General features: G+C 70.0%; 20 protein-coding genes. 9 read left to right on the top strand and 11 right to left on the bottom strand.

Going from position 1 to position 23417, the window contains the following annotated elements:
* Nucleotides 1-19: 19 nt before the first annotated feature.
* From ACWC1K_RS20830 to ACWC1K_RS20810, 5 genes are all read right to left on the bottom strand, one after another.
* Nucleotides 20-1393 carry a lectin gene (locus tag ACWC1K_RS20830; protein WP_450833214.1) on the bottom strand — a complete coding sequence of 458 codons (1374 nt, stop codon included), beginning with the start codon at nucleotides 1391-1393 and terminating at the stop codon, nucleotides 20-22.
* A 249-nt stretch (nucleotides 1394-1642) separates the two neighbouring features.
* A complete protein-coding gene (locus ACWC1K_RS20825) occupies nucleotides 1643-2821 on the bottom strand; it encodes a GDSL-type esterase/lipase family protein (RefSeq protein ID WP_450833212.1) in 1179 nt (392 codons plus the stop codon).
* Nucleotides 2822-2980: 159 nt separating this feature from the next.
* Entirely contained in the window at nucleotides 2981-5398 is a 2418-nt protein-coding gene (locus ACWC1K_RS20820; RefSeq protein ID WP_450833210.1) for a glycosyl hydrolase family 95 catalytic domain-containing protein, read from the bottom strand.
* A gap of 89 nt (nucleotides 5399-5487) precedes the next feature.
* A complete protein-coding gene (locus ACWC1K_RS20815; RefSeq protein ID WP_450833209.1) occupies nucleotides 5488-7353 on the bottom strand; it encodes an alpha-galactosidase D in 1866 nt (621 codons plus the stop codon).
* Between the two features lie 132 nt (nucleotides 7354-7485).
* Nucleotides 7486-8667 (bottom strand): ROK family protein, encoded by a 1182-nt coding sequence (locus ACWC1K_RS20810; protein WP_450833207.1) that lies wholly within the window; start codon nucleotides 8665-8667, stop codon nucleotides 7486-7488.
* Between the two features lie 203 nt (nucleotides 8668-8870).
* Between ACWC1K_RS20810 and ACWC1K_RS20805 the strand changes: the two genes are divergently transcribed.
* Both ACWC1K_RS20805 and ACWC1K_RS20800 read left to right on the top strand, forming a co-directional pair.
* The gene (locus ACWC1K_RS20805; RefSeq protein ID WP_450833205.1) at nucleotides 8871-9419 is read left to right on the top strand and encodes a CGNR zinc finger domain-containing protein; all 549 of its coding nucleotides are present in this window, start codon (nucleotides 8871-8873) and stop codon (nucleotides 9417-9419) included.
* 20 nt (nucleotides 9420-9439) lie between these two features.
* Nucleotides 9440-9850 (top strand): hypothetical protein, encoded by a 411-nt coding sequence (locus ACWC1K_RS20800; RefSeq protein WP_450833203.1) that lies wholly within the window; start codon nucleotides 9440-9442, stop codon nucleotides 9848-9850.
* Nucleotides 9851-9861: 11 nt separating this feature from the next.
* On the opposite strand, the gene ACWC1K_RS20795 is transcribed toward ACWC1K_RS20800, so the two are convergent.
* Nucleotides 9862-10893 carry an alpha/beta fold hydrolase gene (locus ACWC1K_RS20795; RefSeq protein ID WP_450833202.1) on the bottom strand — a complete coding sequence of 344 codons (1032 nt, stop codon included), beginning with the start codon at nucleotides 10891-10893 and terminating at the stop codon, nucleotides 9862-9864.
* Between the two features lie 213 nt (nucleotides 10894-11106).
* Between ACWC1K_RS20795 and ACWC1K_RS20790 the strand changes: the two genes are divergently transcribed.
* From ACWC1K_RS20790 to ACWC1K_RS20775, 4 genes are all read left to right on the top strand, one after another.
* Nucleotides 11107-11298, top strand: coding sequence for a hypothetical protein (locus tag ACWC1K_RS20790; RefSeq protein ID WP_450833200.1), 192 nt, complete (start codon nucleotides 11107-11109; stop codon nucleotides 11296-11298).
* Nucleotides 11299-11326: 28 nt separating this feature from the next.
* Nucleotides 11327-12901 carry a tannase/feruloyl esterase family alpha/beta hydrolase gene (locus ACWC1K_RS20785; RefSeq protein ID WP_450833199.1) on the top strand — a complete coding sequence of 525 codons (1575 nt, stop codon included), beginning with the start codon at nucleotides 11327-11329 and terminating at the stop codon, nucleotides 12899-12901.
* A 68-nt stretch (nucleotides 12902-12969) separates the two neighbouring features.
* A complete protein-coding gene (locus ACWC1K_RS20780; RefSeq protein ID WP_450833197.1) occupies nucleotides 12970-13416 on the top strand; it encodes an Ohr family peroxiredoxin in 447 nt (148 codons plus the stop codon).
* A 77-nt stretch (nucleotides 13417-13493) separates the two neighbouring features.
* Nucleotides 13494-14267 carry an alpha/beta fold hydrolase gene (locus ACWC1K_RS20775; protein ID WP_450833196.1) on the top strand — a complete coding sequence of 258 codons (774 nt, stop codon included), beginning with the start codon at nucleotides 13494-13496 and terminating at the stop codon, nucleotides 14265-14267.
* Between the two features lie 96 nt (nucleotides 14268-14363).
* On the opposite strand, the gene ACWC1K_RS20770 is transcribed toward ACWC1K_RS20775, so the two are convergent.
* A complete protein-coding gene (locus ACWC1K_RS20770; protein WP_450833194.1) occupies nucleotides 14364-15431 on the bottom strand; it encodes a glucose-1-phosphate thymidylyltransferase in 1068 nt (355 codons plus the stop codon).
* A 160-nt stretch (nucleotides 15432-15591) separates the two neighbouring features.
* Here ACWC1K_RS20770 and ACWC1K_RS20765 point away from each other — a divergent pair, with 160 nt between their 5' ends.
* On the top strand, nucleotides 15592-17112 hold the full coding sequence (locus ACWC1K_RS20765) for a carboxylesterase/lipase family protein (protein ID WP_450833192.1): 1521 nt from the start codon (nucleotides 15592-15594) through the stop codon (nucleotides 17110-17112).
* A gap of 62 nt (nucleotides 17113-17174) precedes the next feature.
* On the opposite strand, the gene ACWC1K_RS20760 is transcribed toward ACWC1K_RS20765, so the two are convergent.
* Genes ACWC1K_RS20760 through ACWC1K_RS20750 form a run of 3 tightly spaced genes read right to left on the bottom strand, consistent with a single transcriptional unit; the run spans nucleotide 17175 to nucleotide 19570 of the window.
* Nucleotides 17175-17753 (bottom strand): DUF6817 domain-containing protein, encoded by a 579-nt coding sequence (locus tag ACWC1K_RS20760; RefSeq protein ID WP_450833190.1) that lies wholly within the window; start codon nucleotides 17751-17753, stop codon nucleotides 17175-17177.
* Between the two features lie 60 nt (nucleotides 17754-17813).
* The gene (locus tag ACWC1K_RS20755; RefSeq protein WP_450833188.1) at nucleotides 17814-18893 is read right to left on the bottom strand and encodes an endonuclease/exonuclease/phosphatase family protein; all 1080 of its coding nucleotides are present in this window, start codon (nucleotides 18891-18893) and stop codon (nucleotides 17814-17816) included.
* Between the two features lie 23 nt (nucleotides 18894-18916).
* Complete coding sequence (locus tag ACWC1K_RS20750) at nucleotides 18917-19570, bottom strand: M15 family metallopeptidase (RefSeq protein WP_450833186.1); 654 nt, start codon at nucleotides 19568-19570, stop codon at nucleotides 18917-18919.
* Nucleotides 19571-19752: 182 nt separating this feature from the next.
* Between ACWC1K_RS20750 and ACWC1K_RS20745 the strand changes: the two genes are divergently transcribed.
* Nucleotides 19753-21045 carry an MFS transporter gene (locus tag ACWC1K_RS20745; protein WP_450833184.1) on the top strand — a complete coding sequence of 431 codons (1293 nt, stop codon included), beginning with the start codon at nucleotides 19753-19755 and terminating at the stop codon, nucleotides 21043-21045.
* Nucleotides 21046-21139: 94 nt separating this feature from the next.
* On the opposite strand, the gene ACWC1K_RS20740 is transcribed toward ACWC1K_RS20745, so the two are convergent.
* Nucleotides 21140-21547 (bottom strand): hypothetical protein, encoded by a 408-nt coding sequence (locus ACWC1K_RS20740; protein ID WP_450833183.1) that lies wholly within the window; start codon nucleotides 21545-21547, stop codon nucleotides 21140-21142.
* 207 nt (nucleotides 21548-21754) lie between these two features.
* Here ACWC1K_RS20740 and ACWC1K_RS20735 point away from each other — a divergent pair, with 207 nt between their 5' ends.
* The gene (locus ACWC1K_RS20735) at nucleotides 21755-23407 is read left to right on the top strand and encodes a sigma-70 family RNA polymerase sigma factor (protein ID WP_450833181.1); all 1653 of its coding nucleotides are present in this window, start codon (nucleotides 21755-21757) and stop codon (nucleotides 23405-23407) included.
* Nucleotides 23408-23417: the final 10 nt, after the last annotated feature.

Genomic DNA, 23417 nt, shown 5'->3' with positions numbered 1-23417 from the left:
CTGGTCTCGTGCGGGGAGGTCAGCCGGTGTATCCGGCGAGGACGCGGGTGTAGTCCCAGTCGGACTGGCTCACGCCGGAGCAGCTGTCGGCGGAGCCGCCGGTGCAGGGCCGGTCGCGGTTGGCGGACCAGAACGTGAGCCGGGCCAGATGGTGCTGCTGGGCGTAGCCGAGGATGGTCCGGAAGTCGGCCACCGTGACGGTCTCGTTGTTGTCGGTGATGCCGTTCATGGACGAGATGCCCATGTCCCGGTAGGCCGTGTCGTCGCTGTAGCCGTACGCGTTCTTCAGCGCGTTCTTGAGCCCTTCCGCGGCCTGGGTGGTGAGGCTGCCCATGTTCTGGCCGGCCCCGCCGAAGTCGAACGGCATGATGGCCCAGGCGTCGACGGTCAGCCCGGAGGACGCGGCCCGGTTGATCAGGCTCGTGTCGGGACCGCTCTGCCCGGTGCCGATGGTGATGTACACCTTCAGGCCGGGGTTGGCGGCCTTCACGGTCTTCAGCGCGTCCACGGTCCGCTGCTGCACGGTTCCGTTGCTGTAGGCGTCGGCTTCCAGGTCGATGTCGATGGCCTTGAGGCCGCCGTAGGCGTTGATGACCTTCTGGTACGCCGCCGCCAGCTCGCTCGCGCCGGCGCAGGAGCTCTCCAGCTTGTTGCCGCTGTAGCCGCCGAAGGAGGGGATCACGTCGCCGCCGTTGCCGCGCACGGTGTTGATCGTCTGCTGGTCGACACCGCCGGTCAGCGCCCGGCTGCCGTCCCACTGCGGGTTGCAGTAGCCGTTGCTGAGGACGAAGGCGAGCGTGTAGTACTTCACGCCGGTCGCGTTGGTGATCGTGGTGGGGCTCGGCGGGTCGCCCCAGCCGTTGTAGAGGTACGGCGCCACGGCCATCGGCGCGGACGGGGCGGTGCCGTCACCGGCCGCGGGAGCGGTCCACTTCTGGTTGGCGCCGCCCGTGCAGGTCCAGATCTGGGCGCGGGCGCCGTTGGCCGAGGAGTTGTCGGTGACGTCGAGGCACTTGTTCGCCTGCGGGTTGACGATGTCGTGGGCGGCGCTGACGGTCCACTTCTGGTTGGCGCCGCCGGTACAGGTCCACAGCTGGAGCTTGGCGCCGTCGGCGGTCGAGTTGCCGGTCACGTCAAGGCACTTGCCGAGGGCGCGGAGGGTGCCGTCGGAGCCGACGGTCCACTGCTGGGCGGCGGTGCCGTTGCAGTCGTAGAGCTGGACGGCCGTACCGTCCGCGGGGTTGGCGCCGGCGACGTCCAGGCACTTGCCGGCCAGCCCGGTGATCGTGCCGGTGGCGGCGTGGGCGGGGGACGCGGCGAGCAGGCCGGTGGACAGGGTGAGAGCGGTGACCGCCAGGGCGGCGGATGCGGGGAGCGGCCTGGGTCTGGGCATGGCGGGGGAGCCCTTTCGTGGGGGGTGGGGTGCTCGGGCCGCGTTCACCTTGTGAACGGGCGAGTGCACGCGCGGGGTTGGGGCTGCCGGTGAAACTAAAGGTATGGACCACTTTCGTCAAGGTGTGAAGTAAGAGTTGATGTAAGGGAGTTGTCGCACCCGGACCCCGGCCCCGAGCCGGATCTCGGGAGACAGTGTCCGCCCGCGCTCTGTGTGCGTGCGGACACTGCCGCGTTGAGCGGCGGAGCGTCAGCTGCGCAGGAGCCGCAGGTCGATCACGTCCGCCATGGCCTTCATGCCCGTGTCGTTGGGGTGGATGTGGTCGCCGGAGTCGTACGACGGGTTGAGGGCGGCCGGGTTGGCGGGGTCACGCATGGCCCGGTCGAAGTCGATGACGCCGTCGAAGGCGCCGCCGGTGCGGATCCACCGGTTGACGCTCTGTCGGATCGCCTCGGCGGCGGGCGTGTAGTAGCCGTTGCCCTGGTCGGGCATCAGGGTCGCGCCGATGATGTCGACGTGCGCGGTGTGTGCCTGGTCGATCAGGGTGCGGTAGCCGTTGATGAGGTCCTGGGCGGTGAGCGGCCGGCCGTCGGGGCCGGCGTTGTTGCCGATGTCGTTGATGCCTTCGAAGAGGATGACGTCCTTGACGCCCGGTTGTCCGAGGGCGTCGTGACCGAAGCGCTTGAGGGCGCTGACCCCCTGCCACAGGTTCGGGACGTCGGTGAGGACCCGGTTGCCGCCGATGCCGGCGTCGACGACGCTCAGCCTCTGCGGGCCCGGTCCGGCGCCGAGCCGGCGGCCGAGGAAGTCGGGCCACCGGGTGTAGGTGCCGGTCGAGGAGTGGTAGCCGTCCGTGATGGAGTCGCCGATGGCAACGACGGTGCCCCTCGCGCTCGATGACAGAACGTCGAGGCCCGCGAGGTAGTACCACGAGGTCGTGGTCGTGCCGAACGCGGCGGCGCTGTCGTCACCCGTGTGGTTGCCCGAGGCGATGTAGGTGGTGTCGAAGGCGTCGGAGTGCCAGGTCGACATACCTGGCGCACCGGGGACGTAGAGGCTGACGAGCAGGTTCTCGCCGACGCCGACCGGGATCGGGACGACGTCACTGACCGCCTCCTCGCCGGCCGGGATCGTGAGGCGGCGGGAGCCGGCGAAGGTGACGTTGCGGATGGTTCCGCGTGTCGCCTCGCCGCCGTCGGCCTGGACGGCCACGTCCACCTCGCCGACATCGAGGGGGGCGCTGCTGAACCGGTTGGACAGGGTGATGCGTGCGCCCGAGCCCGCGACACTGCTGTGCACCACCATCCGGATGGTCTGGTTGTCGAAGGACGGGCCGCCCGTCGTCATGCTGGGCGACCAGGCACTGACCCTGGTGGCTCTGGCCTGCGACGAGGAGGTGGCCGCGCCTGCCACCGTGGCGGTGCTCAACGGAACGACCGTGAGTGCCACGCCGGTCAGGGCGCCGCACACGGACAGCAGTGATCTGCGACGCGGTGGGCGACCCGCCGCCGGTCTTCCCTTTGCAGAGGACATCGTCGTTCTCTCCGCTCTTGTCGTGGTCCCATCGGGAGTAGGGCCGGACCGGACTCAGCCGAAGTTGCTCAGCGTGACGGACGCCCCGGGCTTGAGGCTGACCTTCCGAGCAGTGCCGCCCGCGAAGACGGTCGTGTCGCGGCCGCCGACGCTCCTCAGCGTCAGCTGCGTGACCTTGCCGCCTCGCCACGTGAGGTCGGCGACGAAGCCGCCGCGGACACCGACGCCGGACACCGAGCCGGAAGCCGCCCAGGCGGCGGGCAGGGCGGGCAGCAACTCGACGTGACCGGGGCGCGAAGAGAGCAGCATCTCGATCATCGCGGAGGGGGTGCCGAAGTTCGCGTCGATCTGGAAGATGCCGCGGCCCCCTCCCATGTCCATGATGTCGAAGAGGTTGGACGCGCTGCCGTTGCTGCCGTTCACCGACGGCTTCAGGTTGTTGACGACCAGCTGGTAGGCCTTCTCCGCGTTCTTCAGCCGCGCCCAGCACAGGCTGCGCCAGGCGTTGGACCAGCCGTAGCTGTTCATGCCGCGGGCGGTCAGCAGGGCCTTCGCGCCGGCGAGGATGTCCTTCGGGGTGGAGTCGTCCGGGCGGATCCGGTCGCCGGGGAAGAGACCGAACAGCGGGGAGAGATGACGGTGTGTGGTCTCGCCGAGGTTGTCGGGCGACATCCACTCCTCCAGCCAGCCGGTCGTGGGGCTGACCACGGGCAGGTAGAGGCGCTCACGCAGGCCGTCGACGGTCGTGCCGTAGGAGAGGTCCTTGCCGAGTACGCGGGTGGCGGTGCGGTAGTTGCCGAAGAGGTTCCAGACCGCTTCCTGGGCGTAGGTGATGCCCTTGGCGTCCTGCGGGCCCTGCTCGGGCGACCAGTCGCTGTCGTCGATGAGGACTTCGCGCGGGGCTCCCGAGGCGTCGGTGACGGTCGTGGTGATCAGGCGGGCCTCCCAGAACTCCACGGCGCCCTTGAGGAGGGGATAGATCCTTTCGAGGTAGGCGCGGTCCTGGGTGAACTCGTAGTGCTCGAACAGGTTCTGGCAGATCCAGGCATTGCCTGCGGGGTGCCACCACCAACCGCTGCCGCCGTATGGGTTGGTGGAGAAGGCCACAGCCCAACCGGCAACCTTTCCGCTGGAGTTGCGGAACCTGTTGGCCGAGGTGGCGAACAGTCGCTGCGTGACGTCCGTCCACGAGGGCAGCTGTGCGAGGCAGTAGTCCGCGAAGGCGTCGAAGCAGCCGGACAGTCCCGTCCGGTCGGCCATCCAGTAGTTCATCTGGACGTTGATGTCGGTGTGGTAGTCGCCCATCCAGTCGGGGTCGTTGCCGTCCAGCCAAGGGCCTTGCAGGCCCATCGGCAGGCTGCCCCGCGATCCGGAGATCATCAGGTAGCGGCCGAACTGCAGGTAGGCCGCCTCGAGTTCGGGGTCGGGGACGTCGTCCCGGTAGCGCGCCTGCACCCGCTGCCAGGTGTCCAGCCTGCGCTGGGCGGCGGACGACGTACCGAGATTGATGTCCTGCTGCTCGAACACCGGCCGGAAGTCGGCGACATGGGTGTGCAGCAGGGTGCTCGCGGAGTGGCCGGCGGCGGCCAGGACCTTGGTTCGCGCCAGGCGTTCCGGTTCCACGGACGGGTCGCGGAACCCGGCGGCCGCGTCAGGGGCGTAGTTGGTGCCCCCGCTGACCACGACGGTCAGGTCCTTGCAGTGGCGGAACGAGATCGACGTACCGTCGACGGCGACCGTGCCCGCGCTGCTGTGGGCCGTGACGGCGGCGCCGTACTTCAACCCGTTGGCGAAGGACGCCCCGAACGAGGCACAGGGCTCCGTGCGGTCGGCCGTGGTGGTCTCGCCGTGCGTGCCGGTGAGGGAGACGGTGCCGGTGTAACTGCCGCCGCCCTGCTGGGAGAAGTACAGGACGATGACGTCGTCCGGGCGGCTGGCGAAGACCTGCCGCTGGTAGGTGACGCCGGACAGGTCGTACGAGGCGCTGACGAAGCCCTGGGCCAGGTCGAGGGTACGACGGTAGTTGTCGACCGAGCCCAGGTCGTGCGCGGGGATGTCGACGGTGAGTTCGGCCAGCAGGGTCAGCGAGCCGAAGTCGTCACGGCCGTAGGGGAATTGGCCGTCGCTCTGCAGGGTGTCGTTGAGGCCGCCGGTCCACAGGGTGGAGTCGGTGATCGTCAGCAGTTCGGCGGCGGGGTCGTTGCTCGTGAGCGCTCCGAGGCGCCCGTTGCCGACGGGCAGACCCTGTTGGATCATCGAGGTGCGGGATCCGGGGGCCTGCCACCACAGCTGGTTCTTCGCGGCGGCGGCCGGGGACAGCAAGGGGGAGGAGGCGGGCCGGACGGGGGCCGCCGAGGCGGTGAAGGCGGGCAGACCGCCGAGGGCGGCGACCGCGCCGGCCGTGGTGGCGAAGGTGAGAAAGCGTCTGCGGCTCGGGTGATCGTTGGGTGAATCGGGGTGCTGAGTGTCCACGTTGTGCACTCCATGTCCGGGGGAAGGGCGCATGCGGGAACGACGGACGGGGGCCGTCGGGAGGCGTACTGATCAGGACGGGAGGCTTATCAGGCGGACTTGGGTACGTCGATCCGGTCGATGTCGGGGGAGTAGTCCCAGCCGCTGTCGAAGGTGATCGTGTTGGAGCCCGCCTTGAGGGCCAGCTGGACGCTGACGGTCTCGACCGTGTTCCAGTCACCGGTGGACGGGAACCTCAGACTGGTGCCGTGGCCGCTGTTGGAGTAGACGGTCACCGAGCGGGCATCGCCGCTGACGTAGCCGACGTTGACGGTGTAGATGCCGTCCTTCTTCACCGTGATGTCGTTGAACTGCAGCTTGCTGTCGAGGTAGAGGTCGCCGACTTTCTTGCCGCCGGAGCAGGCCTCGCAGGAGGCGACGGAGGCGTTGCCGGTCAGGGTGTTGTTGCCGGACTCGGCCTCGTAACGGGTGGTCGCGAGGGGAGTGCCGCCGGGCTTCACGGTGAACAGCCGGGAGCCGTGCGCGGGCAGCGTCGAGGTGATCCGGTTCTTGTACGTGCCGAGGTTCTGGTGGTTCCACAGGTCCCGCACGGCGGCCGCGCCGGTGAAGCCGAAGGACGCCCAGTCCGCGGTGACGGAGGCCGGCGAGCCGCCGAGGTTGAACAGCGCGACGGTGTAGCTGCCGTCGGGGTTCCTGGTCCCCCAGACCTGCTGGTCGCCCATCGGGGTGAGGGGACGCGCGACGGGCGAGGTGTTCTGGTCGACGCCTATGACCTCCTGGTTGGTGAGCAGGGAGAGGCCGTAGCTGTCGAGCTGAGTGAGGTCGTCACCGGTGAACAGGGGCGACTTGTTGATGGCCCACAGCGTCATGTAGCTCTGCCGCTCGGCCTTGGTGAGGCCGTCCATCGCACCGTTGCCGACGTCGATCGCGTCGAGGTCGTTCCAGCCGCCGGGGCCCGCCTCGCGGCTCCACGCGGGGGCGTCGTTCCACCGGTCGTTGACCGAGTTCTCCCAGGTGACCAGGGTGTTGCAGTAGCACTCCACATCGGTGTCGATGCGCCAGCCGTTGGAGTACTTCTTCCAGTCCGCGGCGTGGGAGATGTCGAGCGACCAGGACAGCTCCAGGTGGATCGGCCGCCCGGTGTCGGCGATGGCCCGGTGCCAGGCGGCGACGTCGGCGACGTTGTTGTAGTTGTCACCGGACTTGGACGAGCCGGGGCCCACCCCGTCCAGCTTGAGGAAGTCGTAGCCCCAGCCAGCGAGCAGCTGCGCCTGCGCGTCGATGTACTGCTGCGCGCAGGGGTTGTCGAAGTTCAGCTTGTAGGCGCTGTCCCAGCCGTTGGTGGTGCGCAGGTCCGGGTAGACGACGTCCGCGGTGGTGCAGCCCGGGGCGTCGTGGATCGGTGTCCTGCCGTCGCCGTACGCCCCCTTCTCCAGGCCGACGGGCAGATAGATGCCGGCCTTGAGACCCTTGGCGTGGATGTGGTCGGCGACCGACTTCATGCCGTGCGGGAAGCGCACAGGGTCGGGGGTCTGCCGGCCGTACTGGTCGAACTCGGAGGTCCAGTTCTTGTCCATCCACCAGCCGGCGTCGATGTTGACGTGGTCGTAGCCGTATTTCTTGAGGGTGGCGGCCAGGGCGTCGGTCTGCTTCAGTACGTTCGCCTCGGTGAGGTAGCTGTAGTTGCCGTCAGGGTTCAGGCCCGGGTACTGGGAGGACTGCATGCTCCAACTCGACCAGCCCATGTAGGGCTTGGCCGCCGGGCCGGAGGGGGTGTCGGCCGCGACCGGAGCCGAACTGGCCGCTGTGACCCCGGACGTGGAGGCGAGGGGCGCTGCCTGAGTGGCGGCGGCCGGGACCACGGCGCCGAGCCCGGCCGTGACGGCCAGGACCAGCACGGCTCTGAGGGGACGGCGCGTGAAGACGGGGAGGGCTCTGGAGGGGGATGAGGGCATGGCTCGCCTCCTGCTTGTGCGGTGAGTGGAGTGGTGCGGCGGTACCCGGCGGGGGCGGGGTATCGGTGATTTCGGGCTAAGGGAGGCCGGTGACCGTCGCGGACTGCGGGCTGCGGCTCTGCAGCATCGTGGCTACTCCTCGTACGTCTCCGACCCCATGAAGGACTGGATCGCGGTGGCCGCGGCCCCGCGCGCCCACTCCTCGAAGGGCAGCGGACGGGTCATCACGTCACACTGCGAAGCGGTACCGAAGGCGGACGCGGCGAACGCGTCCCGGATGCCTTCGGCGAACAGGTCGTACGCGGCCAGGCCCTCCCCGGAGATGACCACCCGCTCGGGGCCGAGGAGGTTCACCAGGGAGGCGATGGCCTTGCCGATGGCCTCGCCGGCCTGCGCATAGACCGCTCGGGCACCGGGGTCTCCGCCATGGGCCAGGTCCAACGCCTCGCCCACATCACTCAGTTGCCTGCCCGTGGCCGCGCTCACCGCGCGGAGGATCGCGGGGTCCGCCGCGATCGCCTCCACGCACCCGCGGTTGCCGCAGTGGCAGAGCGGCCCCCTCGGGTCGAGGGACAGATGCCCGATCTCACCGGCCACGCCGTGCGCGCCCGACACCACCCGCCCGTGCACCACCAGGCCACAGCCGATGCCGGCACCCACGGTCACCAGGGCGAAGTCCGAGAGCCCGACTCCGGCCCCGAACCAGTGCTCGGCGACCGTGAGCGCCCGCACATCGTTGTCGACGGTGACCGGCAGACCGGTCGCGGTAGCGGCGAGCTCGGCGAGCGGTACGTCACGCCATTCCAGGAAGGGCGAGTAGCGGACCACACCGTTCGCGCGGTCCACGTCCCCCGAGATCGCGATGCCCAGCCCCCGTACCTGCACACCGAATCCGACGGCCTCGATGAGCAACTCCTGGACCAGCGCGGTGATGGCGGGCAGCACGGCCTCAGGCTCGCGCCCCGTGAGGGCCACGTGCCGGGACACGCGGATACGGCAGCACAGGTCGGCCAGCACGCCGATGATCTCGTCGCCGGTCACCTTCACCCCGATGAACAGCGCCCTTCCCGCGTCCACCGACACCAGGGTGGCCGGACGCCCCACCGCGGGCCGCGCCTCTTCGTCCGCGCCCTCGACGAGATAACCGAGTTCCATCAGCGGACGGACGGCCTTGGTGACCGCGGCCGCAGAGAGCTTGGTGCGCCGCCCCACCTCGGCCCGGGTGAGCGGGCCGTGGGAGAGCAGCGTGGTGAAGACCAGGGAGGCGGCCGGAGTCATGCTGGGGGCCGACTCCCGGGAGAAGGTCGGGCGCATGGCCGGAAACCTAAGGTCGGATCTTTTCCGCTGTCAATGAAAAAACCATTCTTCCTCTGAGTATTGGGAAGAGCGCTATAGATCCATCGAAGACATTGTCTATCGTCGCCATCTGTCAGGGAATCGAAGGTTTAGATCTTCAAGGCACCGCTCCGGCAGGGCGGGATCTTGCACATCCATGTGTCACCCGTCAGTATGGTTACGTGAATCATGCATTTCCCTGCGGGACGCTCCCTCTGGACTTCGTCGGCACGTTGCGGGCGCGACGCAACGGCGAGCCGCTCGAGAAGCTCGCCACTCCCGAGCTGCTCGACGACTGGTTCCTGGAGTCCGGGATGCTCGATCTGGCACCCGGGGCGAGCGAGGCCGACCTCTCCCTCGCCGTGGAGCTGCGTGAGGCGATCTACTCCCTGGTGGCGGCCCGTATCGAACGGCGGCCGTTGCCCGCCGAGGCGGTCGCCGAGGTGAACCTGCAGGCGTCCGGTCTCCCCGTGACCGTGCGGCTCGGTCCCGACGGTGCCACCCGTACCGGCACGGTTGTCCAAGGGCTCGCCGCCCTCGCCCGTGAAACCGTCGAGATCATCGGCGGTGAGGAGGCCGCGCTGCTGCGCGAGTGTTCCCGCCCCGAGTGCACCCAGGTCTACCTCGACCGTTCACGGGGCCGCCGGCGGGAGTGGTGCGCCATGCGGACCTGCGGAAACAGGGTCAAGGCCGCCGCGTACCGGGCGCGCCAGCACGGCGCGAAGAGCTGACGCCGGGGGAGTGGAGGGTTGTGACCGGTCCATCAGCCACCTCTCTCCGGGCGCGGTACGTCGAACAAGCCGTGTCCGACCTGGCGGAGAACCGCCGCCGACAGCGCGAACTGACCGAGAAGATCAAGATGTTGAAGCAGGAGGAAGCCCTCCTGACGGACATCCTCCGGCTCGCCGAACGGAGCGAGGAGGCGAGCCCTTCTCCGGCGCGTCCGCTCGGAGATGTCCTGATCGAACTGCTCGGCACCCAGGACCGGCCGCGATCGGCGAGGGCTCTGTGTGACGCGCTGAAGGAGCGGCATCCGGACCGTTCGCCCACCCCGCAGGTCGTGCGCGGCACCCTCGAGTCACTCGTCGCGAAGGGGCGGGTGCGTCGCCACAAGCGGGAGCGGGCGGTGTCGTACTCCCTTGCGGAGCACACGACGGACTGACGTCCCCCTGTTCAGAGGTGGTCCGCGTCGACCACGGCCTGGGCGAAGGCCGTCGGTGCCTCCTGGGGCAGGTTGTGGCCGATGCCGGTCAGTGTCCGGTGCTCGTACTTGCCGGTGAACTTGTCGCGGTACATGGCACCGTTGCCGGGCAGGGTGAAGGGGTCCTTCTCGGGGTCGAGGGTGAGGGTGGGCACCGCGATGGGCGGTGCCGTGGCCAGCTTCTCCTCGTAGCGGTCGTAGCGGGGTTCGCCCTCGGCCACGCTGAGCCGCCAGCGGTAGTTGTGGATGACGACCGCCGCGTAGTCGGGATTGTCGAAGGCGGCCGCGGTGCGCGCGAAGGTGGCGTCGTCGAAGGCCCAGGTCGGCGAGACGACATCCCAGACCAGCCGGGTCAGCTGGGTGCGGTGGTCGTGGTCCTCCATGGCCTTCTTGCCGCGCTCGGTGGCGAAGTAGAACTGGTACCACCATGTGTGTTCCGCGGCCGCCGCGAGCGGTTCGAGCTGGGCCTTGCGGTCGGTGATGAGGTAACCGCTCACCGAGACCAGGGCCTTGACGCGCTCGGGCCACAGCGCGGCGAGGATGTCGCCGGTCCGTGAGCCCCAGTCGAAGCCTGCGATCACCGCCTTGTGGATCTTGAGGGCGTCCATCAGCGCGATGATGTCCAGGGCGATCGCCGACTGCTGTCCGTTGCGGAAGGTGCGGGAGGACAGGAACCGGGTGGTGCCGTGGCCACGGAGGTAGGGCACGATCACGCGGTAGCCCTCGGCCGCAAGGAGCGGAGCGACATCGACGTAACTGTGGATGTCGTACGGCCAGCCGTGCAGGCAGATGACCACCGGGCCGTGAACGGGGCCCAGTTCGGCATAACCGACGTCCAGCAGGCCGGCCTTGACCTGTTTGAGCGAGGGAAACGAGGTGTGCGTGCCCGCGGTGGCCGAGAGGCCCGGCGCGGCGCTCGAAACACCCTGAAGGCCGGCCAGTGAGGCGGCGGCCGCTCCCGTGCCCAGACCCATGGCCGTGTTGAAAGTACGCCTGTTGATCATCTGAAGCCTCCCGCGTATTGGGGCAAGTCCCGCACGGCTGCCGCGAGTTCGGCGGCAGGGCGACTCTGGCACAGGCTGCATCACCTGTCAAAGCGGTTACGAAGTGAGATGGATAACCGATTGGAAGGGTGACGAGTCTTGTCGCCCCAGCCGTCACCTGTCAGAGTGGTTACTCGATCGAGGCATCGACCGATGAAGAAATGGAGTTCGGCCATGAACAAGGAACCGACGACGGACCCGGCCGCGTCATCGCGGCACGCGCGCTACGGCACGCTCCCCGAGCGCATCCGCTTCGAGGACATGACCGAAGAGGTGGAAGCCGGCCACGGGGGCGGGGTCGCCTCGTACCACCCCGAGGGCGCCTGGAAGTACTACTCGTGCCTGGCCCTGGACCTGGGGCTGTAGGCGTCCGTTCGTCATGACAGGAAAGCCAATGAGACGACTTCTGACCCTTGTCGCGGCCGGAGTGCCGTTGGCGGTGGCCTTGTGTCTGCCGACCGGAGCCTCCGCCGACAGCCGGGGCTCCGCCGCCCCCTTCAACTGCTCGACCGTCTCCGTGCGGGCCCCGGCCGGCACCGAGGCGGAGTCCGTGACGGTGACCCGCCAGGAGGGCGGCACCGTGAACGGGACCGGGATCCTGGGCGGTTCGGTCACCGGCGTACCGGCCTACTGCGAAGTGACCGTCACCCTCACCCATCCCGGCGACGGTGACCACGCCAAGGTGCGGACATGGCTGCCCGCGCAGGGCTGGAACGGCCGTTTCCAGGCGCTCGGCGGCAGTGCCTACGCCGCCGGGGACAACGGAGTGGGCCTGGGTACGGCGATCAAGAACGGCTATGCCGCCGCCACCACCGACGCAGGCGTGGGCGACGTCCTGGACACGGGCTGGGCGCTGAACAGCAAGGGGCAGGTCGACACCGCGCTGCTGAAGAACTTCGCCGACCGCTCCCAGCACGAGATGGCGCTCGTCGGCAAGCAGGTCGTCGACGAGGTCTACGGCAAGGCCGCCTCCTACTCCTACTGGAACGGCTGCTCCACCGGAGGACGCCAGGGCTATATGGAGGCCCAGCGCCACCCGGACGACTTCGACGGCATCCTCGCCGACGCACCCGCCGTCAACTGGGACGAGTTCGAGGTCGCCACCCTGTGGCCGCAGGTGGTGATGAACGAGGAGAAGACCCGCCCGGGCATCTGCAAGCTCAACGCCTTCAACCAGGCCGCCCTCAAGGCCTGCGACCAACTGGACGGAATCAAGGACGGCCTGGTCGCCGACGCCGAGCGGTGCACCTACGATCCCCGCAGTCTGATCGGCACCAAGGTCGTCTGCGCCGGCAAGGAGGAGACCGTCACGGCAGCCGACGCGGCCGTGGTGCGCAAGATCTGGGACGGCCCGCGGACCAGCTCGGGCAAGAGGCTCTGGTACGGCCTGCCGGTCGGCGCCGACTTCACGTATCTCGCGGGCGACGCCCCGTTCTCCGTCCCGGCCGCCTGGGTCGCGTCATGGGTGAGGAAACAGCCCTCCTTCGACACCTCGAAGCTGACGTACGACCAGTTCACGCAGGTGTTCAGGCAGTCCCAGGACGAGTACGGCAAGCTCATCGGTACGGACGACCCGGATCTGTCCGCGTTCCGTGACGCCGGGGGCAAGCTCCTCACCTACCACGGTCAGGCGGACCAGCTGATCCCCACCCGGGGCACTGTCGACTACCGCGAGCGCGTCGAGCGGAAGCTGGGCGGCCCGCACCGGGTCGACGACTTCTACCGCCTCTTCCTCGCTCCGGGCACCGCCCACTGTGCGCTCAAGGGCGCGGTGGACGACCTGGCGGCTCTGACGAAGTGGGTCGAGCAGGGCAAGGCACCCGCCACACTCACCGCGTCCCTGACCAACGCCTCCGGCCGGACGCTCACCCGCGACCTGTGCCGCTACCCCTTGATCTCCCACTACAAGGGGCAGGGCGACCCGGCGGGCGCCGACAGCTTCCGCTGCGTCCCGCCGCACCGGCACTGACCGGCCTCGCTGCATCAACCGTGCAGCCCACCTTCCCGACACATCCCGACCCAAGAGGGGGTCCCGTCATGGCAGTCAGCTACACAGCCGTCGTCAATGTCACCGGAGAGGGCCGCAACGGCGGCACCGTCCGCTCGCAGGACGGCCTCCTGGACCACAGCCTGGCCATACCCAAGGAACTCGGCGGGGCGGGCGACGCCACCAACCCGGAACAGCTCTTCGCCGCCGGCTGGGCGGCCTGCTTCCTCGGCGCCCTGCGCCGTGCCGCCGCCATCCGCAGGATCAAGCTCACCAGCACCGCCATCACCTCCGAGATCACGCTCACGCACGGCGACGACGGCGAGTTCACCCTCTCCGCCACGCTCAACCCCGTTCTCGGCGGGGTCGACGAGCACACCGCCCGTGAGCTCGCGGAGGCCGCCCACCGGATCTGCCCGTACTCCAAGGCCACCCGCGACAACATCCCCGTGACCATCAACGTGAGCACGACCTCTCAGAACGGTGACGTGCGGTGAAGGCCCGCAAGGGTACGAAGCCTGTCGGCGGACGGCGGTTCGCGACGGTTGCCGCCGCGACACTCGTAGCGGGTGCCATGGCCGGTACGCTCGCCGCCACCGCGAACGGCGCATCCCGGCCTGCTGGGGAGGGCGTGCAGGCCAGGCCGACCATCGTCCTGGAACACGGTGCCTTCGCCGACGGCTCCAGCTGGAACGGCGTGATGCGAAGACTGCACGCGGACGGCTACTCGGTCGTCGCGGCAGCCAACCCCCTACGCGGTCCGCACAGCGACGCTGCCGCCCTGCGTACCGTCCTCGACCACGTCAAGGGCCCCAAGATCCTCGTCGGCCACTCCTACGGCGGCTCGGTGATCAGCGAGGCCGCCGCCGACGACCCCCAGGTCAAGGCCCTGGTCTACGTCGCGGCCTTTCTCCCGGCACCCGGCGAGAACGCCCTCGGTCTGACCAACGAGTACCCGGGCTCCACCCTCCCCGACGCCCTCGACCCCGTTCCCTCCACCAATGCCGACGGCACCACCGGAACCGACCTCTACATCCAGCAGGACAAGTTCCGCCACCAGTTCGCCGCCGACGTCCCCGCGAACCAGGCCGCCCTGATGGCCGCCGCCCAACGGCCCATCGCCCAGGCGGCGCTGGAGGAGAAGGCCACCGTCGCCGCCTGGAAGGACAAGCCCGCCTGGGACGTCGTCACCACGCAGGACCTCAACATCCCTGCCGCCGTTCAGCGCTTCATGGCCCGGCGCGCCCACGCCCACACCATCGAGGTCGCCGCCTCGCACTCGGTGGCCGTATCGCATCCCCGGCTGGTCGCCGATGTCATCGAAAGGGCGGCACGGGTCACGCGCTGAGGCCCTCGCCGCCGAGGCACGCGGTTGCTGCGCCGGCCCTCTCGGCCGGCGCAGCAACCGGCAGGTCCCCCAGGCCCGTTGCCCGCACAGCGGTTGTCACGAGGCAATCTGCACCTTGCTGTGATCGCCGAGGACGAAACGGTGGGAAGCGGGCTTGCGGGGCGCGGGAGTGACCTCGACGTTGCGGCCGATGAGGGAGGCCTCCACCCGTCGGACGCCGCTCACCGAGGAGTCGCGCAGCACGATGGAGTACTCGATCTCACTGTCCTCGATCCGGCAGTCGCCGGCGATCGAGGTGAACGGGCCGATGTACGAGTCGGTGATCACGGCGTTCGCACCGACGACGGCCGGGCCCACGATCCGGCTGCCGGTCACCTTCGCCCCCGGCTCGATCCGCACCCGGCCGATGATCTCGCTGTCGGCGTCGACCGTGCCGTCGATCCGGCGCTCCAGGCGCTCCAGCACCGAGCGGTTGACCTCGAGCATGTCGGTGACGTTCCCGGTGTCCTTCCAGTATCCGGAGATGGTCGTGGAGCGCACCTCACGCCCGTCGTCGATCAGCCACTGAATGGCATCCGTGATCTCCAGCTCGCCGCGCGAGGACGGCTCGATCGACCGCACCGCCTCATGGATCGCCGGGGTGAACAGATAGACGCCGACCAGCGCCAGCTCGCTCTTGGGATGCGCGGGCTTCTCCTCCAGGCCGGTCACCTGGCCCGACGCGTCCAGTTCGGCCACCCCGAACGCGGTCGGGTTCGGCACCTTCGTCAGCAGGATCTGCGCCTGGGGCCGGTCCGTGCGGAAGGCGTCCACGAGATCCGTGATGCCGCCGACGACGAAGTTGTCGCCGAGGTACATCACGAAGTCGTCCTCACCGAGGAACTCGCGGGAGATCAGCACCGCATGGGCGAGCCCCAGCGGCGCCGCCTGCGGGATGTAGGTGACGTCGATGCCGAACGCGGAACCGTCCCCGACCGCCTCCCGGATCTCCTCCGCGGTGTCCCCGACGACGATCCCGACCTGGGTGATGCCGGCCTCGGCGATCGCCTCCAGGCCGTAGAACAGCACCGGCTTGTTCGCGACCGGTACGAGCTGCTTGGCCGACGTATAGGTGATGGGGCGCAAACGGGTGCCTGAACCACCGGATAACAGAAGTGCCTTCATTCGGATGACCCTACTCAGGCCGGAGTCGCTGACGAGGGCATTCCGTGCGTCTACGTCTTCCGCACAGGGGTGGTTCGCCAGGTGAAATGTGCTTCACTGGTGGCCGGCGGAGTCGCACAAGGACGGAGGCCGCCCAGTGGCGGCTGCCTGAGGAGCCATCATGAGCAGTGCGGAGTTTCCAGAGGCCGGCACCACGGCGGGCGCGGTGCGCGGCCGCCGCGAGGGGGGCCTTGCCGTCTTCCGCGGCATCCCGTATGCGCAGCCGCCGGTGGGCGAGGCCCGCTTCGCGGCGCCGCGACCGGCGGAGCGCTGGGACGGCGTCCGGGAGGCGTACGCGTTCGGTCCGCCGCCCCCGCAGGAGCCGCTCGGACCCGACGCGGAGCCCGTCGGTACGCCCGGGGCCGGTGACGACTGGCTGACGGTCAACGTCTGGACGCCGGAAGCGGACCCGGCGGCGCGACGGCCCGTGATGGTGTGGTTCTACGGCGGCGCCTACAAGTTCGGCTCCTCCGACGACCCCGCCTACGACGCCGGTCGCCTGGCCCGGGACGGCGAGCTGGTCGTGGTGACCTTCAACTACCGCGTGGGCATGGAGGGGTTCGCGCGCATCGAGGGCGCCCCGGCGAACCGGGGACTGCTCGACCAGGTGGCCGCCCTGGAGTGGGTGCGGGAGAACATCACGGCCTTCGGCGGCGACCCGGACCAGGTCACCGTCTTCGGCGAATCGGCCGGCGCCGGATCCATCGCCTCGCTGCTGGCCATGCCGCGCGCCCGGGGCCTCTTTCGGCGGGCCGTCGCGCAGAGCGTGCCGGGCACGTTCTTCTCGGACGCGCTGGCCGCGGACATCGCCCAGGCCCTCGCGGGCGAGCTGGGGCTGCGCCCGACGGTGGCCGACCTGTCCGGGGTGGACCCGCGCAAACTGACCGAGGCGGGGGCCGCGTTGAGCGCCCGCATGCGCGAGTACCTCCACCGGTGGGGTCCGGTCGCCCTCACGCCGACGCCGTATTCCCCCGTCGTCGACGGCGAGATCCTGCCCACCGCACCCTGGGAGGCACTGGCGGGTGGATCCGCACGGGACATCGAGCTCATCGCCGGCCACAACCGGGACGAATACCGGCTCTTCCTCCTGCTCGCCGGGCTGCTCGGCCAGGTGGACGACAACCTCGCGTCGATGGCGCTGGCGCTGTTCGGCCCCACACCGGACGCCGGGCAGGCCTACCGGGCCGCCTTCCCGGAGGCCTCCGCGGAGACCTTGTTCGAACTCGTCCAGTCCGACCGGCTGTTCCGCATGCCCACGCTGCACCTCGCTCAGGCACAGGTGGCGGGCGGTGGCCGGGCGCACCTGTACGAACTCACCTGGTCCGCCCCGGCGAACGGCGGCGCCCTGGGTGCCTGTCACGGCCTGGACGTGCCCTTGACCTTCGGTGTGTACGGCGGCTTGGGAGCCATGCTCGTCGGACCCGTCCCCACACCCGAGACCGAGGCACTCTCCGCACGCTTCCGCTCGGCCTGGACCGCCTTCGCCGCCACCGGCGACCCGGGCTGGCCCGCCTACGACGACGCACGGCGCCTGGTCCAACTCCTCGACGCCGAACCCACGGTGGCCGCCTACCCCGAGGAAGCCTCCCGGCGTCTCTGGGAGCGGCACACGTTCGCCCCCTTGGGCCTGGCGACGCCGTAACGGAGCCTGCTCGGGACGAACGCCTGTCGAGCCGGCTCGGCATCTGACGACGGCTGCGGAGCCTACGGCAGGTGCCCCAGTTGCCGGGCAACGGCGTCCCGCGCGGGAGCAGACAGCAGTGAGCCGGCACGTGTGAGGAAGCCGTACAGCCCGGGGCCGTACTGCTTGGCCAGTTCCGCGTTGTGTGCCAGTACGTCGAGTTCGTTGGCGGCCGTGATGTCGAGGAACGCCCTCAGGTCGTCGGGGGAGGGCTGGTGTTCGCGGCCGGTGAAGCGGTCCCGGAAGGTGACCGCCGGGCTGCCGTCGATGCGTGGGTAGACGGCGGCGCGGTCACAGCCGGCGTACAGGTACACCAGTCCCTCCGCCCGGTCACCGATCAGGTCGACGAGCGTTGCCCGTTCGGTGAGGGGCAGCAGGGACGTGGCGAAGCCGTCGGTTCCGTAGGTCGCGTGACACAGCCCCGCGGTCCGGATCTCGGGGCCGGCTCCCCATGCGGCCAGCATCTCCTGGACCCGCAGCAGGTGCTCGAGCAGTGTGCCGCCCGGGTGGGGTAATCGGCCGGCTCCATGGCCGCGCAGGAATTCCTCGACTGCCGCCTGATTCCCTCCGCCGCTCGGGGACCGGAGCCGGGCCTGTGTCATGGTCGGACGTCCTCTCACGTGTGGTGATCTCGCAAGGAGGATCAGCCTATGGCGCGGTGTTCACCAGCTGATTCCGGCCGCCACCGGCAGGTGGTCGCTGCCGGTGGCCGGCAGCACCCACGAGCTGTCCGGCTGCACGCCGCGGACCAGGATCTGGTCGATCCGCGCCACCGGGAACCTCGCCGGCCAGCTGAAGCCGAAGCCGTCCCCGGCCAGCTGCTGCGCGGAGCGCAGTTGCGAGGTGAGGCCGGCGAACGCGCGGTCGTCGGTGGTGCCGTTGAGATCGCCGAGCAGCACCACCCGCTCGCTCTTCTCGGCGGCGACGGCCTTGGCGAGCATCTGCGCGTTCCTGTCCCGCGAGTCCGTCGCGAAGCCCGCTCGCGGATTCACCCGTGCGGATCCCAGGTGGGCCACATACACCGCCAGCGGACCGTGGTGCGTGGCCACCGTGGTGCGCAGCGCCCGGTTGTAGGTCAGCTTGACGGAGGCCGGTTTGGTGGCCGCCAACGGCCCGTAGTCCATCCCGGTGTCGATCGGCCGGGTGTCCGAGATCGGCAGCTTGCTCCACAGCCCGACCGTGCCCAGCACCGTGTGGTACGGGTACGCCTTCGCCAGTCCCTTCTCGTAGACGCCCCGCGCCTGGGGGGTGAGCTCCTCCAGCGCCAGCACGTCCGCCCCTGAGGCGATCAGGTCGCGGGCGGTACCGGCCGGGTCGGGGTTGTCGGCGCCGACGTTGTGGCCGGCCACGGTGAGGTCGCTGCCCGGGTGGGACTTGTCGCCGAGCATCCCGCCGAAGAGGTGCAGCCACACCGTCACCGGCAGCAGCAGCGCGGCCACCGCGGAGGCGGAGCGGCGCCAGATCGCCCCGGCCAGCAGCACCGGGACGAACACGCCGAACCAGGGCAGGAAGGTCTCCACCAGGCTGCCGAGGTTCCCCACCCGGTTGGGGATCTCGGCGTGCAGCAGCATGAGCAGTCCGAGCAGCAGCGCCGACGCCGCCAGGACCGGGCCGCGCTTCCAGGGCTCGGGCCGGGACGCTCTGCGGATCGCCTGCCGGAGGGGCCCGCTCCAGGCACGGGAGCCGGTGTCCCGGCGGTCGGCGCCGTCGTGTCCGGTCTCCGCCGCGTCCACCTGCGTCATCGTCCGTCCTCGCTCACTGCCGGTCACTGCTGCATCCTCGGGTCCTCGGTGGGGTCGGCATACATCCGCGGACAGCCACGAGCGATCGCACTGATCCGCAGTTCGTAGTGCCAGGTTTCGTTCCGGTAGATCTGGCACAGCCCGTACTCGGCGCCGTGCCGGGACAGCCACGCCGTCGCATCCGAACGCCCGAGGTCGACGGCGTCTCCCGTGACGTGCGGAGAGGTCGCCGCGGTGGCCACCCATCGGGCGGCCTCGTTCTCGGATCCGTACGTGGCGACCGCCTGTCGCAGCAGCTGGTTCTGGTACGCCGTGGAACGCCAGCCGCTGTTGACGTAGAAGGTGACTCCGTCGTGAGCGGCAGCCGACGCCGCCCGGCGCAGGGCCTTGAGCAGCTCCGGATCGAGCTTGGCCACAGCCGGAATCGTGTCGTTGAAGACCGTCACGCCGTCGGGGACGATCCCGTCGGCTTCGCCCAGCGCACCGCCGTGCTCACCGCGACGAGCATCTGAAGGCAATTCGGCCGACGGAGGCGAAAGCGACGAGGAGGACGAGGACTTCGGCACCCGGTAGCCGAGGACCGCGGTCATCACCGCTATGACCACGATCAGGCCGACGACCATCAGGCCGCGCGTCCGGCGGTTCGTTGTGGGTGCCGATGACGGGATTCGAGTCATACCCCCAGTCAAGGCAGCACGGTGTTGCCGGCACGTATGTGGTTTTCGATATGCCGGCGATATGCGCCGGCCCGGAGCGTAAATGACGTGCGGGTGCCGGGTGTCGAGGACGAACCTGGTCCGGCAGAAGCCATCGGGGGGCACAGCGGGCCTTCCCGTTGTCGGTCGTACGAGAGGTCCCTGTGCCGTTCTCCTCCTCCGCCGTATCCGACCCGGGTCGACAAGGGGCGACAAACCTGTGGCGGGACGGCGACTTCCGCCGCCTCTGGGCGGGCCAGACCGTCTCCCAACTGGGCGAGCAGGCAAGCCTGGTGGTTCTGCCGCTCCTCGCCGTCCTGACGCTCAACGCCGACCCCGGCCAGTTGGGCGCCCTGCGCGCGGCGGGCCAGGCGCCGATCCTGCTGCTGTCGCTGTTCGTGGGCGCGTGGGTGGACAGATGGCGGACCCGTACGGTGATGGTGCTGACGGACGCCGGTCGGGCCCTGGTACTGGGCGCCGCCGCCGTGGCCGGGCTTCTCGGATGGCTCGGCCTGCCGGAGCTGCTGGTGGTCGCCTTCGCCGTCGGGGCTCTGTCCGTGTTCTTCGACATGGCCTACCAGGCGTCCCTGGTACGGCTGGTGGAACGCGATCAGTTGGTACGGGGCAACAGCGCGCTCGAGGGCAGCCGGTCCGCCGCGCAGATCGGCGGGCCCGCTCTCGGCGGTGCGTTGGTGTCCGTGCTGTCGGCGCCGATCGCCGTCGCCGCCGGCGCGGTGTGCTTCGTCCTGTCGTTCCTGTCGATTCGACGGATGGGGCGCGGCGAAGCGGTCCCGGAACGCTTGGAGCGTCCTCCGCGGCTGTGGCGGCGCATCCAGGAGGGCCTGCGCTTCGTCGTCGGCGACGCCCTGCTGCGGACCGTGTGCCTCGCGTCGGCCGCCTTCCAGTTCTTCTTCGCGGCCGCGACGACCGTCTATCTGCTGTTCCTGCCACGGGACCTGCACCTGTCGGGCACCGCGATCGGACTCGCCCTCGCCGCGACGGGGCCCGGCGCGCTCCTGGGCTCGCTGCTGGCCGCCCGTCTACCGGGCCGCTTCGGATACGGGCCGGTGCTCGTGTCCGCGGCGGCGCTCGGCGACGGTGTGTTCCTGTTGGTGCCCGCACTGCACGGTTCCGCTGTGGTGACGGTGCCCGCGCTCTTGGCGCTCAACTTCGTCTACGGAACCTTCAGTCAGCTGGTGAACGTCACGGTCATGGCCGTCCGGCAGACCGTCACTCCGGACGGGATGCAGGGCCGTGCGGCCGCGACGATCAACTTCGTCGGTATGGGGATGACCCCGCTCGGCTCGCTGCTCGGTGGCTTTCTCGCGGAAGTGTGGGGCACCCACACCAGCCTCCTGGCCACCGCCGCAGGCATGCTGCTGTCGCCGGTTCTGATGGCCCTCTCGCCGCTCGCCCGCCTGGGACCGCAAGGTGCTCATGTCGCCGATGACGCTTGAGGAAGACGTGCAGGGCGGAGAGGGACCAGCTCTCTCCGCCCTGCCGGCCGACGGCCCGAGGCCCGCACATCACGCCCTGATGACCAGTCGCGGACTAGGCATGCCCGAACCAACTGCCGCCCCACACCGCCCGGGTTCCCGCAGGGCAGGTCAGACGGAAGTCCCACCGGCCCGAGTAGGACCGCCGGAACTCATGGCGGCCGTCGGTGCAGTCCACATACACCGGGTAGGTGTGGCTGTCGCAGGTCACATAGACGCTTCGGTCGCCGTCCGTGCGCCCGTTGAAGCAGGCCACCCCGAGCTCGCTCTCGTCCGGGGAAGCAGCGCGCTGCACGAAGTCGAGCAGCGAGTGCTCCAGCGGGGCGCTCTCCTGGACGGTCCGCCCGTCGACGTTGGTGGCCTGGGCCTGCGCATCGCCGGACGGGCCCGCAGCGCCGGCCGGTACGGACGCCCCTGCCAGCGCGGTGACGGCGATCGCCACAGTGGCGGCAACGTTCCTCATGGACGTCAAGTTCTCCTCCACAGAAGGGACAACGAGCTACAGATGCGAAGGAAGGTAGCGAATTACTCCCGGCACCTCCAGCCAGACATCCACCGGAACGCCACTGGTTGACTGGGCGTGTGTCCGAAGAACTGTTATCCGACACCCGCCCACCGGTCTCCCAGGTATCGGGCAGGATCGTTCGGCGTCGAGGACGGGACAGTTTTCATGGGTACACAGCGCGCGGTGGAGCCGGCGGCACTCGTGGCCGCCGCCCGAGGGGGCGACCCGGAAGCCCAGGACGCCCTGGTCGGCGCGTACCTCCCGCTGGTCTACAACATCGTGGGGCGGGCGCTGAACGGCTCGGTCGACGTCGACGACGTGGTGCAGGAGACCATGCTGCGCGCCCTGGACGGACTGGGCGGTCTGCGCGCCCCCGAGAGCTTCCGCTCCTGGCTCGTGGCGATCGCGATGAACGAGATCCGCAAGCACTGGCAGGACCGGCAGTTCGCCCTGGGCACCGTGGAGGAGGCCGAGGAACTCGCCGATCCGGGCGCCGACTTCGTGGACCTCACCCTCGTACAGTTGCAGCTCTCCGGCCAGCGCGAGGAAACAGCGCGCGCCACGCGCTGGCTGGAGCCCGACGACCGGGGGCTGCTGTCGCTGTGGTGGCTGGAGTGCGCCGGCGAGCTGACCCGAGCCGAGGTGGCTGCCGCCCTCGAGTTGTCGCCGCAGCACACTGCGGTACGGGTACAGCGGATGAAGGCGCAGCTGGAGGCGGCCCGCGTGGTGGTGCGTGCGCTCGACGCGCAGCCGCCGTGCCGGGAACTGTGCGGCATGCTGGGCACCTGGGACGGGCGGCCCTCGGCGCTGTGGCGCAAACGAATAGCCCGGCACGCCCGTGGCTGCGGGCGGTGCTCGGGCCTGTGGAGCGGGCTGATGCCCGTGGAGGGGCTGCTGGCCGGGCTGGCACTGGTTGCCGCGGCGCCCTCGCTGCTGACGGGCGTGCGCGCCGCCTGGGGAGGGATGGCCGAAGCCGGGATGGCCATGCCCGGCGCGGCGCCGTCGCCCTCCGGCAGCTCCGGTGGCCGTACCGGATCGGGCCCGGGGGCCGGACACCGTGCCGCGCGCGGGCGGGCGTCCCGGAGCGAGGTGCGCCGCCGCCGGCGCAACCGGCGCCGGGCCGTCGGCGGGGCGGTCGTGGCGGCTTGTGTGGCGGGCGGCGGCCTCTGGTACTTCGGCACGGATCCCGGGGCCGGCGGCGAAGGGGCGAGCGCCGAACACACCGCGGGTGCCCCTGTCGTGGAGCTGTCGGAGTCCGGTGCGGTCGACACTCCGCCGCCGGCCTCCACGTCTGCGTTTCCCTCCGCGTCATCGACGAAGAAGGCGAGCTCCTCCAAGAGCCCGCGCCCCGCGAAGAAGGACGCGCCGGCTCCCCGCCCGTCCGCCCGCCCGACGCGGACGGCGACCGGCACACCCGAGGTGTCGTCGACGCCCTCGGAGACCGTTGCGCAGGTGGTCGCCCTGGTGAACAAGGAACGGGCCGCCAACGGCTGCGGCGCGCTCACCGAGGACCCGCAACTGGAGAAGGCCGCGCAGGGCCACTCCGACGACATGGCCGCCCGCGACTTCTTCGACCACACCGATCCGGACGGCCTCGACCCCGGGCAGCGCATCACCGCCGCGGGCTACAAGTGGTCCACGTACGGGGAGAACATCGCCCAGGGCCAGCAGACGCCGGAGGCGGTGATGGAGTCCTGGATGAACAGTCCCGGCCACCGCGCCAACATCCTCAACTGCTCGTTCAAGGACATCGGCGTGGGCGTCCACGACGGGTCGGGCGGGCCGTGGTGGACGCAGGACTTCGGCGCCAGGCTCTGACGCGCGAGCG

It is taken from the genome of Streptomyces sp. NPDC001492, from assembly GCF_053597275.1.
This window is presented reverse-complemented; position numbering and strand designations above follow the sequence as displayed.

Excerpts from the sequence above, each read along its gene's own strand:
- ACWC1K_RS20810 (WP_450833207.1), bottom strand. The coding sequence starts at position 8,667 with ATGCGCCCGACCTTCTCCCGGGAGTCGGCCCCCAGCATGACTCCGGCC.
- ACWC1K_RS20830 (WP_450833214.1), bottom strand. The coding sequence starts at position 1,393 with ATGCCCAGACCCAGGCCGCTCCCCGCATCCGCCGCCCTGGCGGTCACC.
- ACWC1K_RS20785 (WP_450833199.1), top strand. The coding sequence starts at position 11,327 with ATGAGACGACTTCTGACCCTTGTCGCGGCCGGAGTGCCGTTGGCGGTG.
- ACWC1K_RS20750 (WP_450833186.1), bottom strand. The coding sequence starts at position 19,570 with ATGACTCGAATCCCGTCATCGGCACCCACAACGAACCGCCGGACGCGC.
- ACWC1K_RS20780 (WP_450833197.1), top strand. The coding sequence starts at position 12,970 with ATGGCAGTCAGCTACACAGCCGTCGTCAATGTCACCGGAGAGGGCCGC.
- ACWC1K_RS20765 (WP_450833192.1), top strand. The coding sequence starts at position 15,592 with ATGAGCAGTGCGGAGTTTCCAGAGGCCGGCACCACGGCGGGCGCGGTG.
- ACWC1K_RS20790 (WP_450833200.1), top strand. The coding sequence starts at position 11,107 with ATGAACAAGGAACCGACGACGGACCCGGCCGCGTCATCGCGGCACGCG.
- ACWC1K_RS20735 (WP_450833181.1), top strand. The coding sequence starts at position 21,755 with ATGGGTACACAGCGCGCGGTGGAGCCGGCGGCACTCGTGGCCGCCGCC.
- ACWC1K_RS20760 (WP_450833190.1), bottom strand. The coding sequence starts at position 17,753 with ATGACACAGGCCCGGCTCCGGTCCCCGAGCGGCGGAGGGAATCAGGCG.
- ACWC1K_RS20755 (WP_450833188.1), bottom strand. The coding sequence starts at position 18,893 with ATGACGCAGGTGGACGCGGCGGAGACCGGACACGACGGCGCCGACCGC.
- ACWC1K_RS20775 (WP_450833196.1), top strand. The coding sequence starts at position 13,494 with ATGGCCGGTACGCTCGCCGCCACCGCGAACGGCGCATCCCGGCCTGCT.
- ACWC1K_RS20770 (WP_450833194.1), bottom strand. The coding sequence starts at position 15,431 with ATGAAGGCACTTCTGTTATCCGGTGGTTCAGGCACCCGTTTGCGCCCC.
- ACWC1K_RS20795 (WP_450833202.1), bottom strand. The coding sequence starts at position 10,893 with ATGATCAACAGGCGTACTTTCAACACGGCCATGGGTCTGGGCACGGGA.
- ACWC1K_RS20815 (WP_450833209.1), bottom strand. The coding sequence starts at position 7,353 with ATGCCCTCATCCCCCTCCAGAGCCCTCCCCGTCTTCACGCGCCGTCCC.
- ACWC1K_RS20740 (WP_450833183.1), bottom strand. The coding sequence starts at position 21,547 with ATGAGGAACGTTGCCGCCACTGTGGCGATCGCCGTCACCGCGCTGGCA.